This is a genomic window from Sphingobium wenxiniae (assembly GCF_007830065.1).
Lineage (GTDB): Bacteria > Pseudomonadota > Alphaproteobacteria > Sphingomonadales > Sphingomonadaceae > Sphingobium > Sphingobium wenxiniae.
Genome location: NZ_VLKK01000008.1, coordinates 75,714 through 96,973 on the forward strand (window position 1 = coordinate 75,714; position 21,260 = coordinate 96,973).

Genomic DNA, 21,260 nt, shown 5'->3' on the forward strand with positions numbered 1-21,260 from the left:
CCGTGGAAGGGAATCGGAAGATGATCGACAATGAAGGGGTGATCCGCAAGGCAATGGAATGGCGCGGCGCACCCCTTGCGCTGGCGACCGTCGTGTCCACCTGGGGTTCGGCCCCGCGTCCGCGCGGCAGCCATATGATCGTGCATCGGGACGGCCGCTTCGAAGGCAGCATTTCGGGCGGCTGTGTCGAGACCGATGTGCTTCAGCGCGCCGCCGATGTCATTGCCGGGCGTCCGGGGCATCTCCAAAGCTATGGCGTCACGGACGGCGACGCCTGGTCGGCGGGCCTTCCCTGCGGCGGGGAGATCAGCGTGCTGGTGCAGCCCGTCTCGCCGGAGGGGTTTCCGCCCGGCCTGTTCGACCGTATCGCCGCCGCCAGTGCGCAGGGACGCTCGCTTGCCCTGTCGACCGATCTGGAAACGGCCTTGACGGTGGAGGGCGCCGTTGAAGGGCGGTTCGTCAACCGCTATCGTCCGCCCCGCCGCCTGCTGATCGTCGGCGCGGTGCAGATCGCCCAGTCGCTCAGCGTGCTCGCCTGTGCGATAGGCGTGACGCCGATCGTCATCGATCCGCGCGGCCGTTTCCTGACGAAGGAGCGCTTTCCCGGTGTTGTGCTGGACGACCGCTGGCCCGATGATGCCGTTGCCGATTATAGGCCCGGCGAATCCACCGCCGTCGTAACGCTCAGCCACGATATCAAGATCGACGATCCGGCGTTGATCGCGGCCCTGCGTGCGCCGACCGGCTATATCGCGGCGCTGGGATCGCGCAAAAGCCACGCCGCGCGGCTGGAGCGGCTCTCCGCCCTCGGTTTCACGCCTCAGGAACTGGCGCGCATAGACGGCCCGGCGGGGCTCGACATCGGCGCGACCGGCGCGGCGGAAATCGCGCTTTCCGTCGCGGCGGGCATGATAGCGGGCTTCAACGCCGACCGCTGATCAGCAACATTTCCCGCCATTTTTGCCGCCATAGCGCGCTTCCTGCCGATCGCGGAACAATTGCACCTCGCTCAGCACCGGCTGGTCCGGATGATGTGCCCGCATATGGCGCAGATAGGCGTCATAATCCGGTGCGCCCACCATCGCCCGCGCGATCTGCCGCAAGCGGAGAAGGACGCCGCTCATTCCGCTGCCGCCAGCGCTGCCGGTATTTCCCGCGCGGTCGGCTGGTCCGCCCGCCGCGCAGCGAGGCAGGCGCGGATGGTGAAGAAGATCAGCGACAGCACCACCGCCAGGAAGATCCCGCACAATGCGGCGTCAATCCGGTCGTTGAAGATGATCTTTTCCATCTCAGCCATAGACCTGGCGGGGGCCAGCACCGCGCCCCGTCCGGCGGCTTCACTGAAATTCGCGGCGTGGGCGAGGAAGCCGACCTTGGGATCGGCGGAAAACAGCTTCAGCCACCCCGCGCTCAGCGTGCAGATGAGCAGCCAGGCCGTCGGAACCGTCGTCACCCAGGCATAGCGGTCCCGTTTCATGCGGAACAGCACCGCCGTCGCCAGCATCAGCGCGATGGCCGCGAGCATCTGGTTGGAAATGCCGAACACCGGCCAGAGTGTATTCACCCCGCCCAGCGGATCGGTGACGCCTTGATGCAGGAAAAAGCCCCACGCCGCCACGCACAGCCCCGTCGCGACGAAGCCGGGGAGGGGACTGGTCGTATCCTTGAACCCCGGCACCGCCAGCGCGATCAGGTCCTGCAACATGAAGCGTCCCGCGCGCGTCCCCGCATCCACCGCCGTCAGAATGAACAGCGCTTCGAACAGGATCGCGAAATGATACCAGAAGGCTTTCATCGCCGGTCCGCCGACGACATGGGAAAAGATTTCCGCCATCGCCACCGCCAGCGTCGGCGCGCCGCCCGCGCGGGAGATGATGCTGTGTTCGCCTACGTCCTTCGCCGTCTGGAGGATAAGGTCCGGCGCAATCGGGAAGCCCATCGCCGTCACCGCCGCCGCCGCGCTCGCCGCATCCGTGCCGATGACGGCGGCGGGGCTGTTCATCGTGAAATAGATGCCCGGATCGAGGATCGATGCGCCGACCAGCGCCATGATCGCCACGAACGCCTCCATCAGCATCGCGCCATAGCCGATGATCGGCGCATCCGCTTCGCTCGCGATCAGCTTGGGCGTGGTGCCGCTGGCGATCAGCGCGTGGAAGCCGGACACCGCGCCGCAGGCGATGGTGATGAAGAGGAAGGGGAAGAGGCTCCCCGACCAGGCCGGCCCGCCGCCGTGCACGAACTGCGTGACGGCGTGCATCCTGAGCGGCGGGGCCATGATGACGATGCCGATGGCGAGCGCGCCGATGGCCCCGATCTTGAGGAAGGTCGACAGATAATCGCGCGGCGCGAGCAGCAGCCAAACCGGCAGCACCGAAGCCACCGCGCCATAGCCGATCAAGATCCAGCACAATTGCACCGGCGTGAAGGTGAAGGCTGGACCCCAGAGCGGTGATTGGGCGATGCTTTGCCCATAGACGATGGCCGCGAGCAGCCCGGCCAGACCCAGCACGGACACTTCGCCGATCCGCCCCGGCCTGATCCAGCGCGTATAGACGCCCATGAAGATCGCGAGCGGCACCGTCGCCGCGACGGTGAACATGCCCCACGGGCTTTCCGCCAGCGCCTTGACGACGATCAGCGCCAGCACGGCCAGGATGATGACCATGATCATGAACGCGCCGAACAGCGCGATGGTCCCGGCGACCTGTCCCATCTCCATGCGGATCAGCTCGCCCAGCGACTTGCCGTCCCGCCGCATGGAGATGAAGAGAACCATGAAGTCCTGCACCGCGCCGGCCAGCACCACGCCCGCGATGATCCACAAGGTGCCGGGCAGATAGCCCATCTGCGCCGCCAGCACCGGCCCCACCAGCGGCCCCGCGCCCGCGATCGCCGCGAAGTGATGGCCGAACAGGACAGTCCGGTCGGTCGCCACATAGTCCATCCCGTCCGCACGCCGGATGGCAGGCGTCGCCCGCGCGGGATCGAGCCGCATCACGTTCCGCGCGATATAGAGCGCATAATAGCGATAGGCGACGAGGAAGCTGCTGACCGCCGCCACCACGATCCATAGCGCATTCACCGCCTCGCCGCGCGACACCGCCACCACGCTCAAGGCCACGGCGCCCACTATCGCGATCAATATCCAGGGAATGTGCCGCGCCATCGCTCTCTCGCTTATCCGTTATTCAGGTCGGCCGCACAGTAAGGGCGCGTGATCGAAAGACAATCTTCTCTTGTCCCATGCGGGCGAACCTTTTGCCCGGAAGCCCGTTGTCTTTCTGATCCTCATTCCACCATTCAGACTGGAGGACGGAAAGATGACGAAAAACGGCAAATGGTCGCGGAAAGCGACGGAGGAGAGCGATGCGCTCGACCTGGAGCGCGACATATTCACATTGCATGATCCCCGGAAGATCGCGGCGTCCCTCAAACGCTCGGCCGAAGCCAGCCGCCGTCGCAAGAGCGGCCCCTTCCGCTCGGCCATGTCGATGCTGACCTTCTACATCAACCGGGCGGGGGAGGGGCTGGATGCGCGCCAGCGGCAGATATTGGAGCAGGCGAAGGACGAACTTCGCATCGCTTTCGGAAAGCCGCGCAAGGCCTGAACGCTCTTTGGAACCGGGCGTTCACCCGTCATTTCGACTCCTGCCTCGCTTTAGCGACGATCAGCCTTTTCTGACGGCGGAGATCACCGCTTGCGCACGAACTCCGCGCGCAGCACCAGCCCCTTGATGCCATCATAGCGGCAGTCGATTTCCTGCGGATCGCCGGTCAGCCGGATCGACTTGATGAGCGTTCCGCGCTTCAATGTCTGGCCCGCGCCCTTCACGGTCAGGTCCTTGATGAGCGTCACCTGATCGCCGTCTGCTAGCAGATTGCCGACCGCGTCGCGCACTTCCACGGTGTCGCCGTCGCTCTGCTGCGCCGCCGCGTCCGCCGCGCTGATCCATTCGCCGCTGGCTTCGTCATAGACATAGTTATCGTCGCTCATGCGCTCGGCTCCTTATCCCTCACTGACGCTTTCCAGAACCGCCGCGCGCAGGTCCGCGATCCCCGTGCCCTTGTCGCTCGACGTGGCGATGATGGCGGGATGAGCGGCGGGGCGTTTGCGGATGGCCTGAGCGGTCTTTTCCATCACCTCGGCCAGATGGCTGGCCTTCACCTTGTCCGCCTTGGTCAGCACGATGCGATAGCTGACCGCCGCCGCGTCCAGCATGTCCAGAATGTCCGTATCGACATCCTTGATCCCGTGGCGGCTGTCGATCAGCACCAGCGTGCGCTTGAGCTTTGCCCGCCCGCGCAGATAGTCGTTCACCAGGAACCGCCATTTGCGCACCATGTCCTTGGGCGCGCGCGCATAGCCATAGCCCGGCATATCGACGAGCCGGAAGCGCAGCGGCTCCCCCACGTCGAAGAAATTGAGTTCCTGCGTGCGCCCCGGCGTATTGGATGTGCGGGCGAGGCTGTTGCGCCCGGTCAGCGCATTGAGCAGCGACGACTTGCCGACATTGGACCGCCCTGCGAACGCCACCTCGTTCACCGCCATGTCGGGCAGGAATTTGAGGTCCGGCGCGGATTTAAGGAAGGCGATCGGCCCGGCAAAGACCTTGCGCGCTTCCTCGACCAGTTCGCTTTGTTCCTGTTCGTTCACGGGTTGCGGCCTATTTCGCCGGAGCCGCGCTCAGCTGCGGATGGCGTTTGTAGAGCCACCATTGCTGCGCCATCGACAGGCAGTTGTTGGTGATCCAGTAGACCAGCAGCCCCGCCGCGAAGGGCGCCATGATGAACATCATCACCCATGGCATGATCGCGAAGACCTGCTGCTGCATAGGGTCCATCTGTGCCGGGTTCAGCTTGAACTGGAAATACATGCTGATTCCCAGCAGCAGCGCCAGCACGCCGATCCCCAGGAAAGCCGGAGGCGTGAAGGGCAGCAGGCCGAACAGGTTCAGGATATGCAGCGGATCGGGCGCGGACAGATCCTTGATCCACAGCACGAAAGGCTGGTGCCGCATTTCGATGGTGAGCTGCAACACCTTGTAGAGCGCGAAGAAGATCGGAATCTGGAGGAAGATCGGCAGACAACCGGCAAGGGGGTTCACCTTCTCCCGCTTGTAAAGCGCCATCATCTCCTGCTGGAGCTTGGGCTTGTCGTCCTTGTAGCGTTCCTGCAACGCCTTCATCTTGGGCTGCACGGCGCGCATCGCGGCCATGCTGGCGAACTGGCGCTGGGCGACGGGGAACATCAGCGCCCGGACCACGAAGGTCAGGCAGATGATCGCCACGCCGAAATTGCCGATATGCTCGAACAGCCAGTGGAGCAGGGCGAAGATCGGCTTTTCGAACCAGTAGAACCAGCCCCAGTCGATCGCCCGGTCGAACAGCGGAATGCCCGCGTCCTGATAGGCTTCCAGCGTCTTCACTTCCTTTGCGCCGACGAACAGCCGCGCGGTCTGCGTCACCGCCTTGCCGGGGGCGAGCATGACGGGCGGCAGGCTGTAGTCGGCCTGATATTGCGTGCCCGCGCCCTTGCGGAACTGGCCCGCAAAGGCTTCCTTCTGGTCGGGCACCAGCGCGGAGAGCCAATATTTGTCGGTGAAGCCCAGCCAGCCGCCGGTGGACTGGAAGCTCTGGGTCGAAGGGCCCTTGTCCAGATCCTTGTAGTTCACATCATAATTGGCCGCGCCGTTGAACACGCCCATCGGCCCGATATGGATGGTCCAGGTGTCGGGATCATGGGGAATGCCGGTACGGCTGACATAGCCATAGCTCTTGACGCCAATGGCGCCCGCGCCGTTGTTCGATACCTTCTGCTGCGCGGAGATCATGTAATTCTGATCGACCGTGTAGCGGATTTCGAAGGTCTGGCCCGCGCCATTGTCCCAGCGCAGCGTGACCGGGCTGGTCGGCGTCAGTTCCGTGCCTTCCGCGGTCCAGACCGTGTTGTTGTCGGGCGTCTTCAGCCCTTCGCCCTGCCAGCCGAAGCCCGCGAAGAAGGCGTCCTGCGTGCCGCTGGGCGAAAACAGACGGATGGCGGGCGAATCCTTGGCGATGGTTTCGCTGTAGGTCGGCAGCACGATATCGTCGATGCGCGCGCCTTTGAGGTTGATGGAACCGGTGAGCTTGGGCGTGCGGATGGGCACGCGCGGGCCTTCTTTCAGCACCAGCGCGCGGTCGCGGATCGCGCCCGGCGAATCCGCCGCCGGATCGGCGCCCGGTTGCGGCGCGGGGGTCTCCTTGCCGCCTTCCACCTTGGTCGCGGGCGGATTGGCCGCCGGGAAGAAATGATTGGCGATATAGGGCCAGCCGAACAGGATCAGCGCGGTCAGGATGACCGCCAGCACGATGTTCTTCTTGTCGTCCACTTATTCGGCTCCGCCGTAATCGTTATCTTGTTGGTCAGGGGACCGGGTCGTAGCCCGATCCGCCCCATGGGTGGCACCGCATTAGCCGCTTCGCCGTCAGCCAGCTACCCTTGATCGGGCCATATTTGCTGATCGCCTGAATCGCATATTCGGAACAGGACGGGGCGTATCGGCAGGAAGGCGGCAAAACCCGCGAAGGGCCAAGTTGCCATCCGCGCGCGATCAGGATGAGGATGCGGGAGATCACTGGCCCGCCTCACGCCGATCAGAGGCAGGGGATTTGGCCTTCCTGTCGCGCCGATGCCGAAAAGGCGGCGCACCTGCCTGCGAATCCGCGCGGCGGACCTTCTGCAACGCCTTCTCCAGTTCCTGCCGCAACTTCGTGAAATCGCGTTCCACGCCGTCCGCGCGGCCGATCAGCACATGATCCGCGCCCGCCACGCCATGAATAGGCAGAAGCGCCCGCGCCAGAACGCGAAAACGGCGCTTCATCCGGTTCCGGACGACAGCGCCGCCAATCTTCTTCGTGACCGTGATGCCGTAGCGCATCGCCGGATCGCCATCGGCCCGTTCCCGCACCAGCAGGACGAAGCCGGGCATGGGCGCGCGCTTGCCGCGATTCGCCGCCAGAAAATCCGCGCGCCTGCCCATCACGGCAGGCACGGGGTCCGGCGCCGATTCGCGCGTGGCTTCGATCAGGCGCTCAGGCTCTTGCGGCCGCGCGAACGGCGTGCGCGGATCACGTTGCGGCCACCCGGCGTCGCCATGCGTGCGCGGAAACCGTGACGGCGCTTCCGAACCAGATTGCTCGGCTGAAAGGTGCGCTTCATCGTTCATTCCTCAAAAAAACAGATAGAGAATCGGGCGTGACAAAAAAGGGCCGCCGGTGGGGCGACCGCATGTCAGGGGGGTGCCGATAGGCAAAAGGGTCAGGGAAGTCAATGGAGGAAGGCGCTTGCCTGCGTTGGTTTCGCGCGCCCTCCCCTATTCCTTGCCGAATTGGCCGCGATGGAAATTATCAGGATTTCAGCTTCATCAAAAGAAAGACGGTCATGGTGGATTCCCGCCACTCGGAGGTTGAATGTCCCCTTCGGCCGCAACCGGCCGGAAAGCAGGAGTCCCGCTTATTTCCCCCGCGCCGCGTTCACCGCTGCCTTCAACGCCTCATGCCCGACCGCGCCGTTCAGCACCTGGTTGCCGATGACGAAGGTCGGCGTGCCGCTCGCCTGCAATTTCTGAGCGAGCGCGATATTGGAGGCGATTTCCGTATCATATTTCTTCGACGCGATGGCCGCTTCGGCGTCGGCCTTGCCGATCCCCACCTTCGCGGCGGAGGCCAGGATCGTTTCCCGCGTCACCCGGCCCGCATCGTAGAGCGCGCGGTGGAAAGGCATATAGTGCCCGCGCTCGGCCGCCAGCAAGGACACCTTGGCGGCGTCGCTGCTTTCGTCCGACAGGATCGGCAATTCGCGATAGACGACCTTCAGATTCCTGTCCTGGCTCACCAGCTTGGCAAGATCGGGCAGCGAAGCTCGGCAATAGCCGCAGGCATAATCGAAAAATTCGACAATGGTGACATCGCCCCTGGCTGCGCCTTCCCACGCCCCCGCATAGGGCGTTTCCAGCGCGCTGCGGCTTGCCTCGATGGTGCTTTCCATCCGCTTCGACTGCAATTTCTCGATAGCCTGGGGGATGATTTCGGGATGTTCGAGGATATAGTCGCGCACGATCTGCTCGATCGCGGCCTTGTCGGTCACGCTCCCGCCCGATTGCATGGCGAAGGCGGTGCCGGCGGCGGCGGCAATGAAGGCGAAGGCGCCAAGGGTCATTTGCATGGTCCTGTTGGAAAGGGCCGCGCGAAAATCCGGCCGGTTGGAGTCCGTCATCTTTTCTTCCGTTGCTGCTCCACCGCGGCGCGCGATACCATCGCGATATCCTGCGCGCGCAGATAGTCAACAGTGCCCGGTTTCAATCCCTGCATCGCCGCGTCCGCGCTTCGCATCGCCATCGCGTCCTGCCCCATCATCGAATAGCGTTCCGCCGTCGCCAGCGCCGCGCGCGCGGTATCCCCGTGCCGCTCATAGACGACCCCCAGTTGATACCAGGCGAAGGGGTTTTCGCGGTCCCGCGCCACGGCGTTGCGCAGCACCTGCTCGGCCTCGGCGAAATTGGCATCGTCCTCGGTCGCGATCAGCGCGTGGCCCAGCAAAGTGGCGATCAGCGGCTGGTTGGTCAGCTTCACGGCTTCGCGCAAGGGGGCGATGGCGTCGGCGGGCTTGCCGCTTTCGAGCAGGATCTGGCCTTTCAGCTCCAGGAAATAGGGATCGTGCGGCACAGCGGCGAGCAGCGCATCCGCCTCCGCCAGCGCCTTTTGCGGATAGGCGCTTTTGTGCCAGGCATAGGCCCGCGCATAATGGGCCGGGATGGTCTGGTCGCTTTCGGGATATTTGCGGAGCGTCTGATTGGGTTCGGACACGAAGCCGATCAGCTTCGCCTTGATCCGTTCGAACCGCGCTTCCAGTTGCGGATCGACCGGCTTGTCCCAGGCCGGATCGACCGTATAGACTTCGCGCAGCACGTTGATGCGCTCGCCCGATAGCGGGTGGGTGCGGCCATAGCTGTCGTCCTGCGGGATGGCGAGGCGGTATTCCAGATTTTGCAGCTTCTTGAAGAATTCCAGGCTGCCCTTGCCCGAAATGCCCGCCTTGCTCAGGTAACGCGCGCCCGCAAGGTCGGCGGAGCTTTCCTGCGCGCGGGAGAAGGCGAGGAACTTGCCCATTGCCGCCTGCTGCCCCGCGCCCATGATGCCCATGCCCGCTTCCGCGCCGCCCGCCGCCATGGCCGCCGCGCCCAGCACGAGGCTGAGGAGCGTGATCCCCGTCGCTTCCTTGATCCCTTCGGCGGAACGGATGATGTGCCCGCCCTCGATATGGCCCAGTTCGTGCGCGACGACGCCTTGCACCTGGTTCACATTGTCGGCCTGCGCGATGAGGCCGCTATGCACCCACACATATTGCCCGCCCGCGACGAAGGCGTTGATTTCCGGGTCGTTGATGACCAGCACCTGCACATTGCGCGGCTCCATGCCGGCCGCCTTGACCAGCGGCCCGGACATGTCGGCCATGAAGGCTTCGGTTTCCGCGTCGCGCAATATCTGCTGCGCAAGTGTCGGTCGCGCGAGCAGCGCGAGGGAAGCCAGCAGGATGGCCAATAAGCGAAGGACGCGGCCCGTCATGATGCTCGACCGGGCGGGGGCAGGGGAACAGGCATCGCGGCGCACTCTGCCACGGCGCCCCTGAATACACAATGAAGTCGCGCCGCGCACAAGCGGAAACGCCACCCCGTCCCGGCGGAGGCCGGGCGCGAGGCGGCGTTTCCCGATCCCGCTTATTGACCGAAAGTGCGCTGCCACCAGCCGCGACGGGGCTGGCCGTTTTCGTCCTCCCCTTCGGTGGTGTCCGCGCTTTCGACGGGTGCGGTCAGGGTTTGGGGAGCAGTCTCCATGGCAGGCTGATCGACCGGTTCCGTCACCGCTGCGGGCGCAACATCGGCGGGCGCTTCCTCGACGGCCGCGGTCACTCCTTCGGCCTCGCCCGGCACAGGTTTCTTGCGGCGGGTGCGCTTTGGCTTGGGCTTCTCCTCGGCCTCCACAGCTTCCGCTGCCGCCACAGGCGCGTCCTGCGCGACGGCCACCTCTTCGGCGTCGCTCGGGGCCGCTTTCTTGCGGCGGGTGCGCTTGGGCTTGGCGGGGGCCTCTTCGGCAGCCGGCTCCTCGGCGGGCGCTTGTGCGACCGGCTCGGCGGTTTCGGCGGCGGCCGGTTCAGCCACGGCGTCCTTCGCCTTGCGCGCGCGGGGACGGCGGCGGGTCTTGGGCGCTTCTTCCGCGACAGGCTCCGCCGCGGCTTCCGCTTCGGGCGCTTGCGCGATCGGCTCGGCTTCCTCGACCGGCTCGACGGCCTCGGCGGTTTCGTTCACGCCCTCCTCGGATGCTTCCCCAGCCTCGCGCCGGCGACGGCCCCCCCGGCGACCGCGACGGCCACGCTTGCGGCCCGCTTCGCCTTCATCGGTCGCTTCTTCACCGTCGGCCGTTTCGGCGGTTTCCTCACCGGCTTCGATCTCGGCCTCGCTTTCGCCTTCCTCGTCAGCTTCGGAGGGAGACTGCGCCGTGCCATCCTCGCGCTGGCCGCCACGGCGGCGGCGACGGCGGCGACGGCGACGGCCACCTTCGCGTTCCTCGCGTTCGGACGAAGCCTCTTCTTCTTCCTCGGTCTCTTCTTCCTCTTCCTCCTCGATCATGTCGAGGTCGTCTTCCTCTTCGGCGAGCGGGGCATAGCTCACGACGCGCTCAGGGCGCGGGCCGCTGGCCTCCACCGACATGCGCGCGCCTTCCACCTCGCCATCGGGCAGGATGACGATGGTGACGCCGTAACGCTGTTCGATCTCGTCCAGCTCGCGCCGCTTGTTGTTGAGGACGTAGAAGGCCGCTTCCTGGCTCGCGCGCAGCGTGACGATGCTGCCGCGCCCGCGCGCCGCTTCCTCTTCCAGCATACGCAGCGCCGACAGGCCCGCCGACGAAGCGGTCCGCACCAGCCCGGTGCCTTCGCAATGCGGGCATTGCCGGGTCGATGCTTCCAGCACGCCCGTCCGCAGCCGCTGGCGGCTCATCTCCATCAAACCGAAGCCCGAGATGCGGCCGACCTGGATGCGGGCGCGATCGTCCTTCAGCGCCTCCTTCATCGCCTTCTCGACCTTGCGGATGTTGGAGTTCATCTCCATGTCGATGAAGTCGATGACGACCAGGCCCGCCATATCGCGCAGCCGCAACTGACGCGCAATCTCCCGCGCGGCTTCTAGGTTCGTCGCGACGGCGGTCTGCTCGATGCCATGCTCGCGGGTCGAGCGGCCGGAGTTGATGTCGATCGACACCAGCGCTTCGGTCGGGTTGATGACCAGATAGCCGCCGGACTTGAGCTGCACGACCGGGTTGTACATGGCCGCGAGTTGATCCTCGACGCTCGCGCGCTGGAACAGCGACACCGCGTCGGCATATTGCTTCACCCGCCGCGCGTGGCTGGGCATCAGCAGCTTCATGAAGTCCTTGGCGGCGCGATATCCTTCCTCGCCCTCGACAATGACCTCGTCGATATCCTTGTTGTAGATGTCGCGGATCGCGCGCTTGATAAGGTCGCTGTCATTGTGGATCAGTGCGGGAGCGGCGGATTTCAGCGTATTTTCGCGAATCTCGTCCCACAGGCGGGCGAGATAGTCGAAGTCGCGCTTGATTTCCGTCTTGGTGCGCTGCAAGCCCGCCGTGCGGACGATGCAGCCCATGGTGGAGGGCAACGCCATGTCCGCGATGATTGACTTCAACCGCTTGCGGTCGGCCGCGTTGCTGATCTTGCGCGAAATGCCGCCGCCATGCGACGTGTTGGGCATCAGCACGCAGTAACGGCCCGCGAGCGACAGGTAAGTGGTCAGCGCCGCGCCCTTGTTGCCGCGCTCTTCCTTGACGACCTGCACCAGCAGCACCTGGCGGCGCTTGATGACGTCCTGGATCTTGTAGCGGCGGCGCAGCGCCATGCGCTTGCGGCGCAGTTCGTCGGCGGCTTCGTCGCCGCCACGCCCACGGCCGCGGCCACGGCGTCCGGTCCTCTCGCCGCTTTCGCCGCCGCCCTCTCCAATATCCGCATCCTCGCCGCCTTCCTCATCGTCATGATGGGTGGCGACGACGACTTCCACGCCGCCCTCGCCGGGGACGCCTTCCTCGTCATCTTCGACCTCGGCGCGCAGCGCGGCCTCTTCCTCGGCATGGGCGCGTTCCTCGCGCAGCAAGGCTTCGCGGTCTTCGCGCGGAATCTGGTAATAGTCGGGATGGATTTCCGAAAAGGCGAGGAAGCCGTGGCGGTTGCCGCCATAATCGACGAACGCCGCCTGGAGCGACGGTTCTACACGGGTGACCTTGGCGAGGTAGATATTGCCCTTGAGCTGCTTGTGCTCGGCGGATTCGAAATCAAACTCCTCGATCCGGTTTCCCTTGACGACCGCGACACGGGTTTCTTCCCGGTGGCGCGCATCGATCAGCATACGCATTGTCATTTATGAGTCTCCGGCGTCGGCGGCCTGCGGCTTGGGGCCGGGCCGCCACGCGATAGTGAAGGGACGGCAGGGCGCGCGCCGACAAGGGCGCGGGTTGCTGCATCGTCCGGTTTTGAAGGAAATCATGTGCGTCTGCTGCATCGGCATGGCCGGGCACTATGCCGGACCGGAGGACCATCCACGCCGCATCGCCCGTGGCCGGGTTCAGCGGGGAATGGAAAACATGCCTCATGCAGCGTCAACCTGTTCGACCATCGGTTCGCGCGGCAAAGCGCGCCGATGGATACAAAAAATTTCCCAAAAAGGTTGGCCCGATATGGCGTCCCTTTCAGGAAAGCGAATGGGTAGCAGCCAATGTGCGATGGGGCAACGGCTGCCGGAAATATTCTGACCTTCCGGGATTCCCGGCAACCGCCACTGGCATTATTATGCTGAAAGCTTCGTTAACCGTCCTATTTTACAGCGCGGCAAGGCGCGATGCTTAATGCCCGATTCAGCGTGGGGACGCTGGACGGGTTTACGTCATGATATTTGGCTGGACGGCCAACGGCACTGCGTTGCACAAGCGGCGCATGTTGCACAGCCTTGCCCTGGCAAGCATATTCGCCGCAACGCCCGGTCATGCGGGCGACATCGCCGCCGTCGATGTGCGGGGCGACCGCGTGGTCGTGCGCTTCGACGGCAGCGTGGAGGGCGCGTCGGCCTTCCTGTTGGACGGGCCGCGCCGCCTTGCGCTCGATATCAACGGGGCGCAGGCCGCGCGCCCGCTGGACTGGGCGGGCGATCACGCCGCCATTTCCGCCGTGCGCCAGGGACAGCTTAGCGAAGGCACGGCGCGCGTGGTGCTGGACCTCGCGACGCCCGCAACGCTCGGCGATGCGCGGATCGCGCCGGACGGCAAGTCGCTCAGCTTCTCGCTCCAGGGCATTTCGGACAGCGCCTTCCGCACGGCGCTGGGCCGGGGGCGCACGCAGTTCGACGCGCCCGCCCATATGAGCGCGCGGCCCCGCCAGCGCATCCACAGCATCACCGTGCCGATTCCGGCGGCGGCGAAGGGCGTGGCGCTGCCGCCGATCGAAGGCTCGCGCGACGGTTCCCGTCCGCTGGTGGTGATCGACGCCGGCCATGGCGGCCATGATCCGGGCGCGATCAATCCGCAGAACGGCAAGCGCGAGAAGGACGTGACGCTCGCCATTGCGCGCGCGATCCGCGACGAACTGGTGAAGGCGGGCCGCGTCCGGGTGGCGCTGACCCGCGACGACGACCGCTTCCTCGTCTTGCAGGAGCGCTATGGCATCGCGCGCAAGCTGAACGCCGACCTCTTCATTTCCGTCCATGCCGATTCGGCGGAGAACGACACGGCGCGCGGCGCGACCGTCTACACCCTGTCCGAAACCGCATCCGACCGCGAAGCCGCGCGTCTGGCGGCGCGAGAGAACAAGGCGGACATCATCAACGGCGTCAATCTGGGCGGGCAAAGCAGCGACGTGTCCTCCATCCTCATCGACCTCACCCAGCGCGAATCCATGAACATTTCTTCCGGTTTCGCGCGCCTGTTGCAGCGGGAGGCGTCGCCCGATGTGCCCTTCCGCAGCGCCTATCACCGCTTTGCCTCGCTGATGGTGCTGAAGGCGCCCGACACGCCGTCGGTGCTGTTCGAAACCGGCTATATCAGCAATCTGGAGGATGCCGCATTCCTGTCATCGAAGGACGGGCAAAGCCGCATCGCCAGGGGGGTCGCGCGCGCCATCGAAGTGCATTTCGCCCGCAAGCTCGCCCTGCGCGGCGGCGGGCCGGGGGGATAGGTCCTGCGCGAAATCCGCCGATCGGTGCTGGCATTGGCCGCATTTTGACCGTAGAGCCTGCTCCATCATGGAAGAGGCTCGCCCCGAAACCGCCGCATCACCGTCCGTCGCCTATCGCCTGCGCCGTGAGGCCGGGGGCATCATGGACCGGCTTCGCCCGCTCTGGGGACGCCGCCTGTTCCGCTGGGCCGCGATCCTGCTGGGCGGCTTGCTGCTGGCCTGGCTCCTCTTCTGGCTGATCTTCGCGCGGGGCCTGCCCGACGCCGCGACGCTGCTGGAATATGAGCCGCCGCTGCCGACCATCGTGCGCGACATCAACGGCCAGCCTGTGCACAGCTATGCCCGCGAGCGGCGCGTGCAGCTCCAATATAGCGACTATCCCCCGCTCCTCATCCGCGCCTATCTGGCGGCGGAGGACAAAACCTTTTTCGAGCATCATGGCGTCGACATTCCCGGCTTTGCCGGCGCGGTGTTCGACTATGCCAGCAAGATCGGGTCGGGCCAGCGTGCCCGCGGCGGTTCCACCATCACGCAGCAGGTGGCGAAGAATCTTCTCATCGGCGACGAATATTCGCCCACGCGCAAGGTGAAGGAGATGATCCTCGCCTATCGCATGGAGGGCGTGCTGTCGAAGCAGCAGATCCTTGAACTCTACCTCAACCAGATATTCCTCGGTCGCAACGCCTATGGCGTGCAGGCGGCGTCCCGCGCCTATTTCGACAAGGATGTGGCCGACCTCACCTTGCCGGAAATGGCCTATCTCGCCATCCTGCCCAAGGGACCGGCCAATTATCGCCCGGAAAGCCCGACCGGCCATGAGCGCGCGCTGGAACGACGCAACTGGGCCTTGGGCGCGATGCAGGCGAATGGCTGGATCACGGCGGCGCAGCGGGATGCTGCCCGTGCCGCGCCGCTTGGCACCGTCGCATCGCGCGGATCGAGCTTCGAGGATCGGCCGGGCGGCTATTATATGGAGGAAATCCGCCGCCGCCTGATCCAGCAATTCGGCGAAAAGGCGAAGGACGGTCCCAACAGCGTCTATGCGGGCGGTCTCTGGGTCCGCAGCCCCTATGACCCCGTGGTCCAGCAAAGCACGGCCACGGCGCTCCGCAACGGCCTGCTCCGCTTCGACGTGGGGCGCGGCTGGTCCGGCCCGGTGGGGGAGATCAAGGTCGACAACGGCTGGGAACGGGAACTGGCCGCCAGCTATGTCGGCGTCGATTATGAAGGCTGGCGCGTCGCCGCCGTCATCAGCCGCACATCGTCCAGCGCGCAGATCGGCTTTGCCGACGGCTCCACCGGCACGCTGCCCGCAGGATCGGCGCAGTTGCCCTATCGCAAGACGGGCGGCCCCGCCTTTTCCGCGATGAAGCCCGGCGACCTGATCGTGGTCGCGCGCAACGGGTCCGACTGGGCGCTCCGCAACATTCCCGAAGTGTCGGGCGGCATGGTGGTGGAGGAAACCCATTCGGGCCGTATCCGCGCCATGCAGGGCGGCTTCGATTCCCGCCTGTCCTCCTATAACCGCGCGACGCAGGCGATGCGCCAGCCGGGATCGACCATCAAGCCCTTCGTTTATGCATCCGCACTCGACAACGGCATGACGCCCGCATCGATCATTGTCGATGGACCCTTGTGCGTCTATCAGGGCGCGGGCCTCGGCCAGAAATGCTTCCGCAACTTCTCGGGCGGCAGCGCCGGGCCGCAGACGATGCGCTGGGGCGTCGAGCAATCGCGCAACCTGATGACCGTGCGCGCCGCCAGCCAGACCGGCATGGACCGCGTCGTCCGCACGATCAAGACGATGGGCATCGGCGATTACCAGCCCTATCTCTCCTTCGCGCTGGGCGCGGGCGAAACCACCGTCGAGCGGATGGTGAACGCCTATGCCATGCTGGCCAATCACGGGCGGCAACTGACGCCAAAGGTCATGGACTATGTGCAGGACCGGCGCGGCAAGGTGATCTGGCCGGAACGCTGGCGGCCCTGCGACGGCTGCAACCTGCCCAATTGGGACGGCAAGTCCATGCCCCGCTTCGGCTTTGAGGGGAAGCAGGTCATGAACCCCATGACCGCCTATCAGGTCGTCCACATCGCTGAGGGCGTGATCCAGCGCGGCACGGCCACGGTCCTGCGCGACCTCAATCGACCGCTGTTCGGCAAGACCGGCACGACCAACGGCCCCACCAACGTCTGGTTCGTCGGTGGATCGCCCGATCTCGTCGCGGGCGTTTATCTCGGCTACGACCAGCCGCGCAGCCTGGGCGGCTGGGCGCAGGGCGGCCGTATCGCCGCGCCGATCTGGAAAGCGGCGATGGCGCCGGTGCTGGAGAATATGCCCAAGACGCCCTTCATCGCCCCGGCGGGCGTCCGCATGGTCACGATCGACCGCCGGTCGGGCAAGCGCGTCTATGGCGCATGGCCGACCGACGATCCCAAGGCATCGGTGATCTGGGAAGCCTTCAAGCCCGAATCCGAACCGCGCCGCTCCATCCGCAAGGAGGAAGTAGAGGCGCAGGACAAGGCCGCCGCAGCGGGAGCGGCCTCTGGCGCCCGGCGTCAGCGCACCGACGCGGACTTCCTCCAGGATCAGGGCGGCATATATTGATATGCGGCTGGTTCGCGCTCTTTTCGGGTGCTAGGGGCCGCCGCAAGGGAACTTTGGAGAACAGACCATGCGCGCCGAAGCGCAGCAATATATCGACCGTATCGACGCCGCGCTGGACCTGCTGCGCCGTTTCCTCGACTGGGACCGCGCGCTGCGGCGGCTGGATGAGCTGAACGCCCGCGTCGAAGACCCGACGTTGTGGGACAATCAGAAGATGGCGCAGGAAGTGATGCGCGAGCGCACCCGCCTCGACGCCGCCATCGGCGCGACCCGCGCCATCGAGCAGGACAAGACCGACACCGCCGAACTCATCGAAATGGCCGAGGCCGAGGGTGATGAGGATATGGTCAGCGAAGCCATAGCTTCCCTGAAAACGCTCGCCGACCGCGCGGACGAGGACAAGATCAAGGCGTTGCTGGCGGGCGAAGCAGACGCCAGCGACACCTATCTGGAAATCCATGCGGGCGCGGGCGGCACCGAAAGCCAGGATTGGGCGGAGATGCTCAGCCGCATGTATCGCCGCTGGGCGGAACGGCGCGGCTACAAGGTGGAACTGGTCGATTATCAGGCGGGCGATCAGGCGGGGATCAAGTCCGCGACCTTCCTCATCAAGGGCGAAAACGCCTATGGCTATGCCAAGACCGAGAGCGGCGTGCATCGGCTGGTCCGCATCAGCCCCTATGACAGCTCGGCGCGGCGGCACACCAGTTTCTCGTCCGTCTGGGTCTATCCGGTGATCGACGACGACATCGACATCGAGGTCAAGGAAAGCGACCTCAAGATCGACACCTACCGCGCATCGGGCGCGGGCGGGCAGCACGTCAACACGACCGACTCCGCCGTCCGCATCACCCACGTCCCATCCGGCATCATCGTCGCTTCGCAGAACGACCGATCCCAGCACAAGAACCGCGCCACCGCGATGAACATGCTGAAGGCGCGGCTTTACGAGGCCGAACTGCGCCGCCGCGAGGAAGCCGCATCGACCGATTATCAGGCGAAGACGGAGATCGGATGGGGCCACCAGATCCGCTCCTATGTCCTCCAGCCCTATCAGCTGGTGAAGGATCTTCGCACCGGCGTCACCTCGACCGCGCCCGACGATGTGCTGGATGGCGCGCTCGATCCCTTCATGGCCGCCGCCCTGTCGCAGAAGGTGACGGGCGAGAAGGTCGATGTGGAGGATGTCGACTGATGAAGCGGGCGGCGCTTGGAGGGGCATTGCTGTTCCTGCTGGCCGCCTGCGACATGCTTTCGCCGGGCAAGGATGATCGATCCCCCGCCGCCCGGCCGTTCCCGCGCGCCGACCGGCCGGTCGCTCCCATCGTGTCGACCCGCTGGTCCAGCGAGGAAGCCCGCGACCGGGTGCGCGAGGCCGATGACATCATGAACCGCGCGGGGATCGAGCCGGGCATGACCATTGCCGATATCGGCGCGGGCGAGGGCTATTACACCGTCCGCCTCGCCAAGCGGGTCGGCGCCAGGGGCCGGGTGCTGGCCGAAGACATCATGCCCGAAGTGATCGAGGCGCTGTCCCGCCGCATCACGCGGGAGGACTGGAGGAATGTCAGCGTGAAGCTGGGCGCGCCGGAAGACCCGCGACTGCCTGAAAACAGTTTCGACCGCATCTTCATGATCCACATGTATCATGAGATCGCCGAGCCTTATGCGTTCCTCTGGCACATCAGCCCCGCGTTGAAACCCGATGGCGAGATCATCGTGGTCGACGCCAACCGCCCGACCGAGCAGCACGGCACGCCGCCGCGCCTCCTCTCCTGCGAGTTCGCGGCCATGGGGTTCCGGCTGGAGGAATTGATCCCCAAGCCCACGGCGGGCGGCTATCTCGCCCGCTTCAAACGCATCGCCGCGCGGCCCGATCCAGCCAGCATCGTGCCCTGCACCTATCAGGTTCAGGGATGAAAGGGGTTTGCACGGAGTTGGACCGACAAGACAGTTTGCTGCCTTTTCCGCCATTCAACATCCGTCATCCCAGCGAGGAATGACTGCAATCCACCCTGATCCGCCTTTCGATCAACGGAGAAACGCTCGTGCTACTGTCGCCTTCGCCATTTCCTGAAAAGCGAAAAGCCGACAAATCCGCTCCCCACCAGCGCCGCGATGGCGCCGCCGGCCGATGCGAGGGCCCATGCGCCCGCCGCAAGCAAACCCGTCAGGAAATCGACGATGATGAGGGTGAGATGGATCATCAGACAAGGAAAAGCGGGGACTACTCCCCCAGTTCCTTTGCTTCCTGATATTTGAGTTCCAGAAAGCGGTTCTGCGTCGCCAGCTTGTCGAGATCGCCGCTCGCCAGTGTTTCGCTCATCCGCGCGATTTCGGCGTCGATGACGGACAGCCCCTCGATCAACTGTTTCTCCGGCACGCGGCCGTTTCGTTCCTCGCGCCGCAGCGATTCGGGAATGGACTGGTAGCCCGTCACCAGTTCAGGCAGATGATCGGCCAGCAGCTTGCGGACTTCCTGCGCCGCCGGTTCCTGCGGGTTCAGCCGTTCGAGTTGCGGTCCCAGTGCCTCCAGCTTCACCCCGATGCTGTCCATCAGCGTCACCGCGGGCGCGGGCAGCGCCTTGCGCTGGTTCTCCAGCCAGATTTCGGTCTTGAGGGGGAGGGCGGTGAGTTCCGTCTCGGCCAGCGCCTCCGTCCGCACCCGCGTCTCGGTCGGCATCAGCGCGATCAGCAGCACGGCGGCGACCATGACGCCCAGCGCCACCATCACGCCGGTTGTGCCCAGAGGCGTCACGAAACCGGCAACCGTGCCCGCGACCAGCACGGCGACGATGGCCCAGAAGGCATATTTGACCTTCCGCATCAGCCCCGCATTGCGCCTCTGCCGCGCACGAGTGGAGAGGCTCTGCCCGCGCTCGCTATGGCGGCGCAGCACGGCCTCCGCATCGGCCAGCACGCGGTCGGAGCGGGTCATATGTTCTCACCCTTCGCGCGAACCGAACGGGAAAGGGCGGCCTGCATCCTCACCCCTCGATCGCGCTCAGCAGCGGGTTCTCGCTCCGCGCTTCCTGCGCCGCCTGCGCCTGTCCTTCGGCCCGTGCGATATAGCCCTTCGACTTTTCGACCTCGTTCGACAGGGTGTTCACCGTCGTCTTCATATTCTCCAGCGCCTTGAGCTTGAAGGTGTCGATGCTGTCCATCGTATCGTAGATATTCTGGAAGGCGCGTTGCAGCGTTTCGATGGGAATGGTGCTGGACGCCGCCTGCTCATGGATCTGCGCGGTCTGGCTTTTGAGCAATTCGCCGGTCGAATCGATCATATTCGCGGTCGTCGTGTTGAGCGCCGTGATCTGCTCCAGCACAAGGCGCTGCCCGACCAGCGCCTGCGCTACCGTCACCGCCGTCCGCAGCGCCGCGACGGTTGTGGTGCTGGCGCGGTCCACGCCCTTCACCAACTCGACATTGTTCTTCTTCACAAGGTCCAGCGCCAGATAGCCCTGCACCGTCACCGCCATCTGCGTGAGGAGATCCTGCGTGCGCTGGCGGATGTAGAAGAGCGCGCTTTCCCGCACCGCCTTCGCCTTGGCCGGATCGGTCGAATCCAGTTCCAGCGCCTTGGCTTCCAGCCGCGCGTCCAGGGTTTTGGAGATGTGGATCATCTGCTCTAGACGGCCCATGGCGGCCCACATATTCTGCCGCTCGACATCGATGGCGGCATTGTCCTTGATGAGCACGTCCTTGCCGCTGGCGAGGCTGCCCAGGATCGAATTGATATGGCTCTGCGCGCTTTTATAGCCGTCGAAATAGTCGCGCATCCGGTTGCCGAAGGGGATGATCCCGAACAGCTTCTTGCGCGTCATCAAATTGCCGCGCTTGCCCGGATCGAGGTCTTCCACCGTGCGGCGCAGTTCGGCGAGGTCCGCGCCCACCTTATTGTCGCTGTCCATCGCCCGCACGGGCCGATCGAGGAAGCGGTTGCTGTGCCCGGCGGCTTCGGCGATTTCCTTGCGCCCCATATTGGTGAGCTGATCGACCCGCTTGCCGAATTCCGGCGAGGCGGCGTCCTGCGCCACCAGATCGTCGATGAAGGCATCCACCTTCTCGTCCAGCTTCGATTTCTGTCCCTCGTCCAGCGGCACCAGCCCTGCTGCCTTTTCGAGCGAGACGGGCGGCACCGGATCGGGCGGCGTCAGGTTCAGCGGTTCGGCAGTCGTGGCGGTCGCGGTCGTGGCCATAGTATCTCCTGTCGGTGTCATATGGATATATAACACCGATGCTGCAAGGTCGACAGGAAAGCAGGATAGGGGCTTCCCTTCTCCACGACAACCGCGCGGCGTCTTGCCGCACCGCATCATTTCCTGTAAGGGCGCGCGCAAATCACTGGTCAGGCGCTGTGCCGGCCGGGCACCAGACCCC

The 21,260-nt window shown here is 65.2% G+C and carries 21 protein-coding genes; 7 read left to right on the top strand and 14 right to left on the bottom strand.

Annotated elements, in window-relative coordinates; translation table 11 throughout:
• Positions 1-20: 20 nt before the first annotated feature.
• Entirely contained in the window at positions 21-938 is a 918-nt protein-coding gene (locus tag IQ35_RS12090) for an XdhC family protein (protein ID WP_145073804.1), read from the top strand.
• On the opposite strand, the gene IQ35_RS12095 is transcribed toward IQ35_RS12090, so the two are convergent.
• Both IQ35_RS12095 and IQ35_RS12100 read right to left on the bottom strand, forming a co-directional pair.
• Positions 939-1,124 (bottom strand): YbdD/YjiX family protein, encoded by a 186-nt coding sequence (locus IQ35_RS12095; protein ID WP_021244900.1) that lies wholly within the window; start codon positions 1,122-1,124, stop codon positions 939-941.
• Entirely contained in the window at positions 1,121-3,169 is a 2,049-nt protein-coding gene (locus IQ35_RS12100; RefSeq protein ID WP_145073807.1) for a carbon starvation CstA family protein, read from the bottom strand. Before IQ35_RS12100 ends, IQ35_RS12095 begins: the two co-directional genes overlap by 4 nt.
• A gap of 154 nt (positions 3,170-3,323) precedes the next feature.
• Between IQ35_RS12100 and IQ35_RS12105 the strand changes: the two genes are divergently transcribed.
• On the top strand, positions 3,324-3,611 hold the full coding sequence (locus tag IQ35_RS12105) for a DUF3175 domain-containing protein (RefSeq protein WP_031291044.1): 288 nt from the start codon (positions 3,324-3,326) through the stop codon (positions 3,609-3,611).
• Positions 3,612-3,694: 83 nt separating this feature from the next.
• Here the strand turns inward: IQ35_RS12105 and IQ35_RS12110 are convergent, their stop codons facing one another.
• The 9 genes from IQ35_RS12110 to IQ35_RS12150 all read right to left on the bottom strand — a co-directional run bounded on the left by IQ35_RS12110 (position 3,695) and on the right by IQ35_RS12150 (position 12,467).
• Positions 3,695-3,997 carry an alkylphosphonate utilization protein gene (locus tag IQ35_RS12110; protein ID WP_021244903.1) on the bottom strand — a complete coding sequence of 101 codons (303 nt, stop codon included), beginning with the start codon at positions 3,995-3,997 and terminating at the stop codon, positions 3,695-3,697.
• Positions 3,998-4,009: 12 nt separating this feature from the next.
• Entirely contained in the window at positions 4,010-4,657 is a 648-nt protein-coding gene (gene yihA, locus IQ35_RS12115) for a ribosome biogenesis GTP-binding protein YihA/YsxC (protein WP_021244904.1), read from the bottom strand.
• Positions 4,658-4,667: 10 nt separating this feature from the next.
• On the bottom strand, positions 4,668-6,371 hold the full coding sequence (gene yidC / locus IQ35_RS12120; protein ID WP_145073810.1) for a membrane protein insertase YidC: 1,704 nt from the start codon (positions 6,369-6,371) through the stop codon (positions 4,668-4,670).
• A 34-nt stretch (positions 6,372-6,405) separates the two neighbouring features.
• Positions 6,406-6,618: a membrane protein insertion efficiency factor YidD gene (gene yidD, locus IQ35_RS12125; protein ID WP_081659713.1), complete on the bottom strand. Its 213-nt coding sequence runs from the start codon at positions 6,616-6,618 to the stop codon at positions 6,406-6,408.
• Entirely contained in the window at positions 6,615-7,022 is a 408-nt protein-coding gene (gene rnpA, locus IQ35_RS12130) for a ribonuclease P protein component (RefSeq protein ID WP_145073953.1), read from the bottom strand. The genes yidD and rnpA overlap by 4 nt, the downstream gene beginning before the upstream one ends.
• Before the next feature lie 44 nt (positions 7,023-7,066).
• A complete protein-coding gene (gene rpmH, locus IQ35_RS12135) occupies positions 7,067-7,201 on the bottom strand; it encodes a 50S ribosomal protein L34 (RefSeq protein WP_021317369.1) in 135 nt (44 codons plus the stop codon).
• Positions 7,202-7,495: 294 nt separating this feature from the next.
• Positions 7,496-8,257, bottom strand: coding sequence for a DsbA family protein (locus tag IQ35_RS12140; RefSeq protein ID WP_021244907.1), 762 nt, complete (start codon positions 8,255-8,257; stop codon positions 7,496-7,498).
• A complete protein-coding gene (locus tag IQ35_RS12145) occupies positions 8,254-9,606 on the bottom strand; it encodes a M48 family metalloprotease (RefSeq protein WP_031291049.1) in 1,353 nt (450 codons plus the stop codon). Before IQ35_RS12145 ends, IQ35_RS12140 begins: the two co-directional genes overlap by 4 nt.
• Before the next feature lie 152 nt (positions 9,607-9,758).
• Positions 9,759-12,467: an Rne/Rng family ribonuclease gene (locus IQ35_RS12150; protein WP_221442054.1), complete on the bottom strand. Its 2,709-nt coding sequence runs from the start codon at positions 12,465-12,467 to the stop codon at positions 9,759-9,761.
• Positions 12,468-12,561: 94 nt separating this feature from the next.
• On the opposite strand from IQ35_RS12150, the gene IQ35_RS12155 reads away from it, so the two are divergent.
• The 5 genes from IQ35_RS12155 to IQ35_RS12175 all read left to right on the top strand — a co-directional run bounded on the left by IQ35_RS12155 (position 12,562) and on the right by IQ35_RS12175 (position 18,800).
• Positions 12,562-12,858, top strand: a complete 297-nt coding sequence (locus IQ35_RS12155; protein ID WP_145073813.1) for a hypothetical protein — start codon at positions 12,562-12,564, stop codon at positions 12,856-12,858.
• Positions 12,859-12,991: 133 nt separating this feature from the next.
• On the top strand, positions 12,992-14,272 hold the full coding sequence (locus tag IQ35_RS12160; protein ID WP_145073816.1) for an N-acetylmuramoyl-L-alanine amidase: 1,281 nt from the start codon (positions 12,992-12,994) through the stop codon (positions 14,270-14,272).
• Positions 14,273-14,339: 67 nt separating this feature from the next.
• Complete coding sequence (locus tag IQ35_RS12165; protein ID WP_021244911.1) at positions 14,340-16,880, top strand: penicillin-binding protein 1A; 2,541 nt, start codon at positions 14,340-14,342, stop codon at positions 16,878-16,880.
• A 67-nt stretch (positions 16,881-16,947) separates the two neighbouring features.
• Entirely contained in the window at positions 16,948-18,075 is a 1,128-nt protein-coding gene (prfB, locus tag IQ35_RS12170) for a peptide chain release factor 2 (RefSeq protein WP_021244912.1), read from the top strand.
• Positions 18,075-18,800, top strand: coding sequence for a class I SAM-dependent methyltransferase (locus tag IQ35_RS12175; protein WP_145073819.1), 726 nt, complete (start codon positions 18,075-18,077; stop codon positions 18,798-18,800). Before prfB ends, IQ35_RS12175 begins: the two co-directional genes overlap by 1 nt.
• A gap of 131 nt (positions 18,801-18,931) precedes the next feature.
• Here IQ35_RS12175 and IQ35_RS21225 read toward each other — a convergent pair whose 3' ends face one another.
• The 3 genes from IQ35_RS21225 to IQ35_RS12185 are packed head-to-tail and all read right to left on the bottom strand — an operon-like array spanning position 18,932 to position 21,079.
• The gene (locus IQ35_RS21225) at positions 18,932-19,087 is read right to left on the bottom strand and encodes a hypothetical protein (RefSeq protein WP_021244914.1); all 156 of its coding nucleotides are present in this window, start codon (positions 19,085-19,087) and stop codon (positions 18,932-18,934) included.
• Positions 19,088-19,107: 20 nt separating this feature from the next.
• The gene (locus IQ35_RS12180; protein ID WP_145073822.1) at positions 19,108-19,818 is read right to left on the bottom strand and encodes a hypothetical protein; all 711 of its coding nucleotides are present in this window, start codon (positions 19,816-19,818) and stop codon (positions 19,108-19,110) included.
• Positions 19,819-19,867: 49 nt separating this feature from the next.
• On the bottom strand, positions 19,868-21,079 hold the full coding sequence (locus IQ35_RS12185) for a toxic anion resistance protein (RefSeq protein WP_145073825.1): 1,212 nt from the start codon (positions 21,077-21,079) through the stop codon (positions 19,868-19,870).
• Positions 21,080-21,260 lie beyond the last annotated feature (181 nt).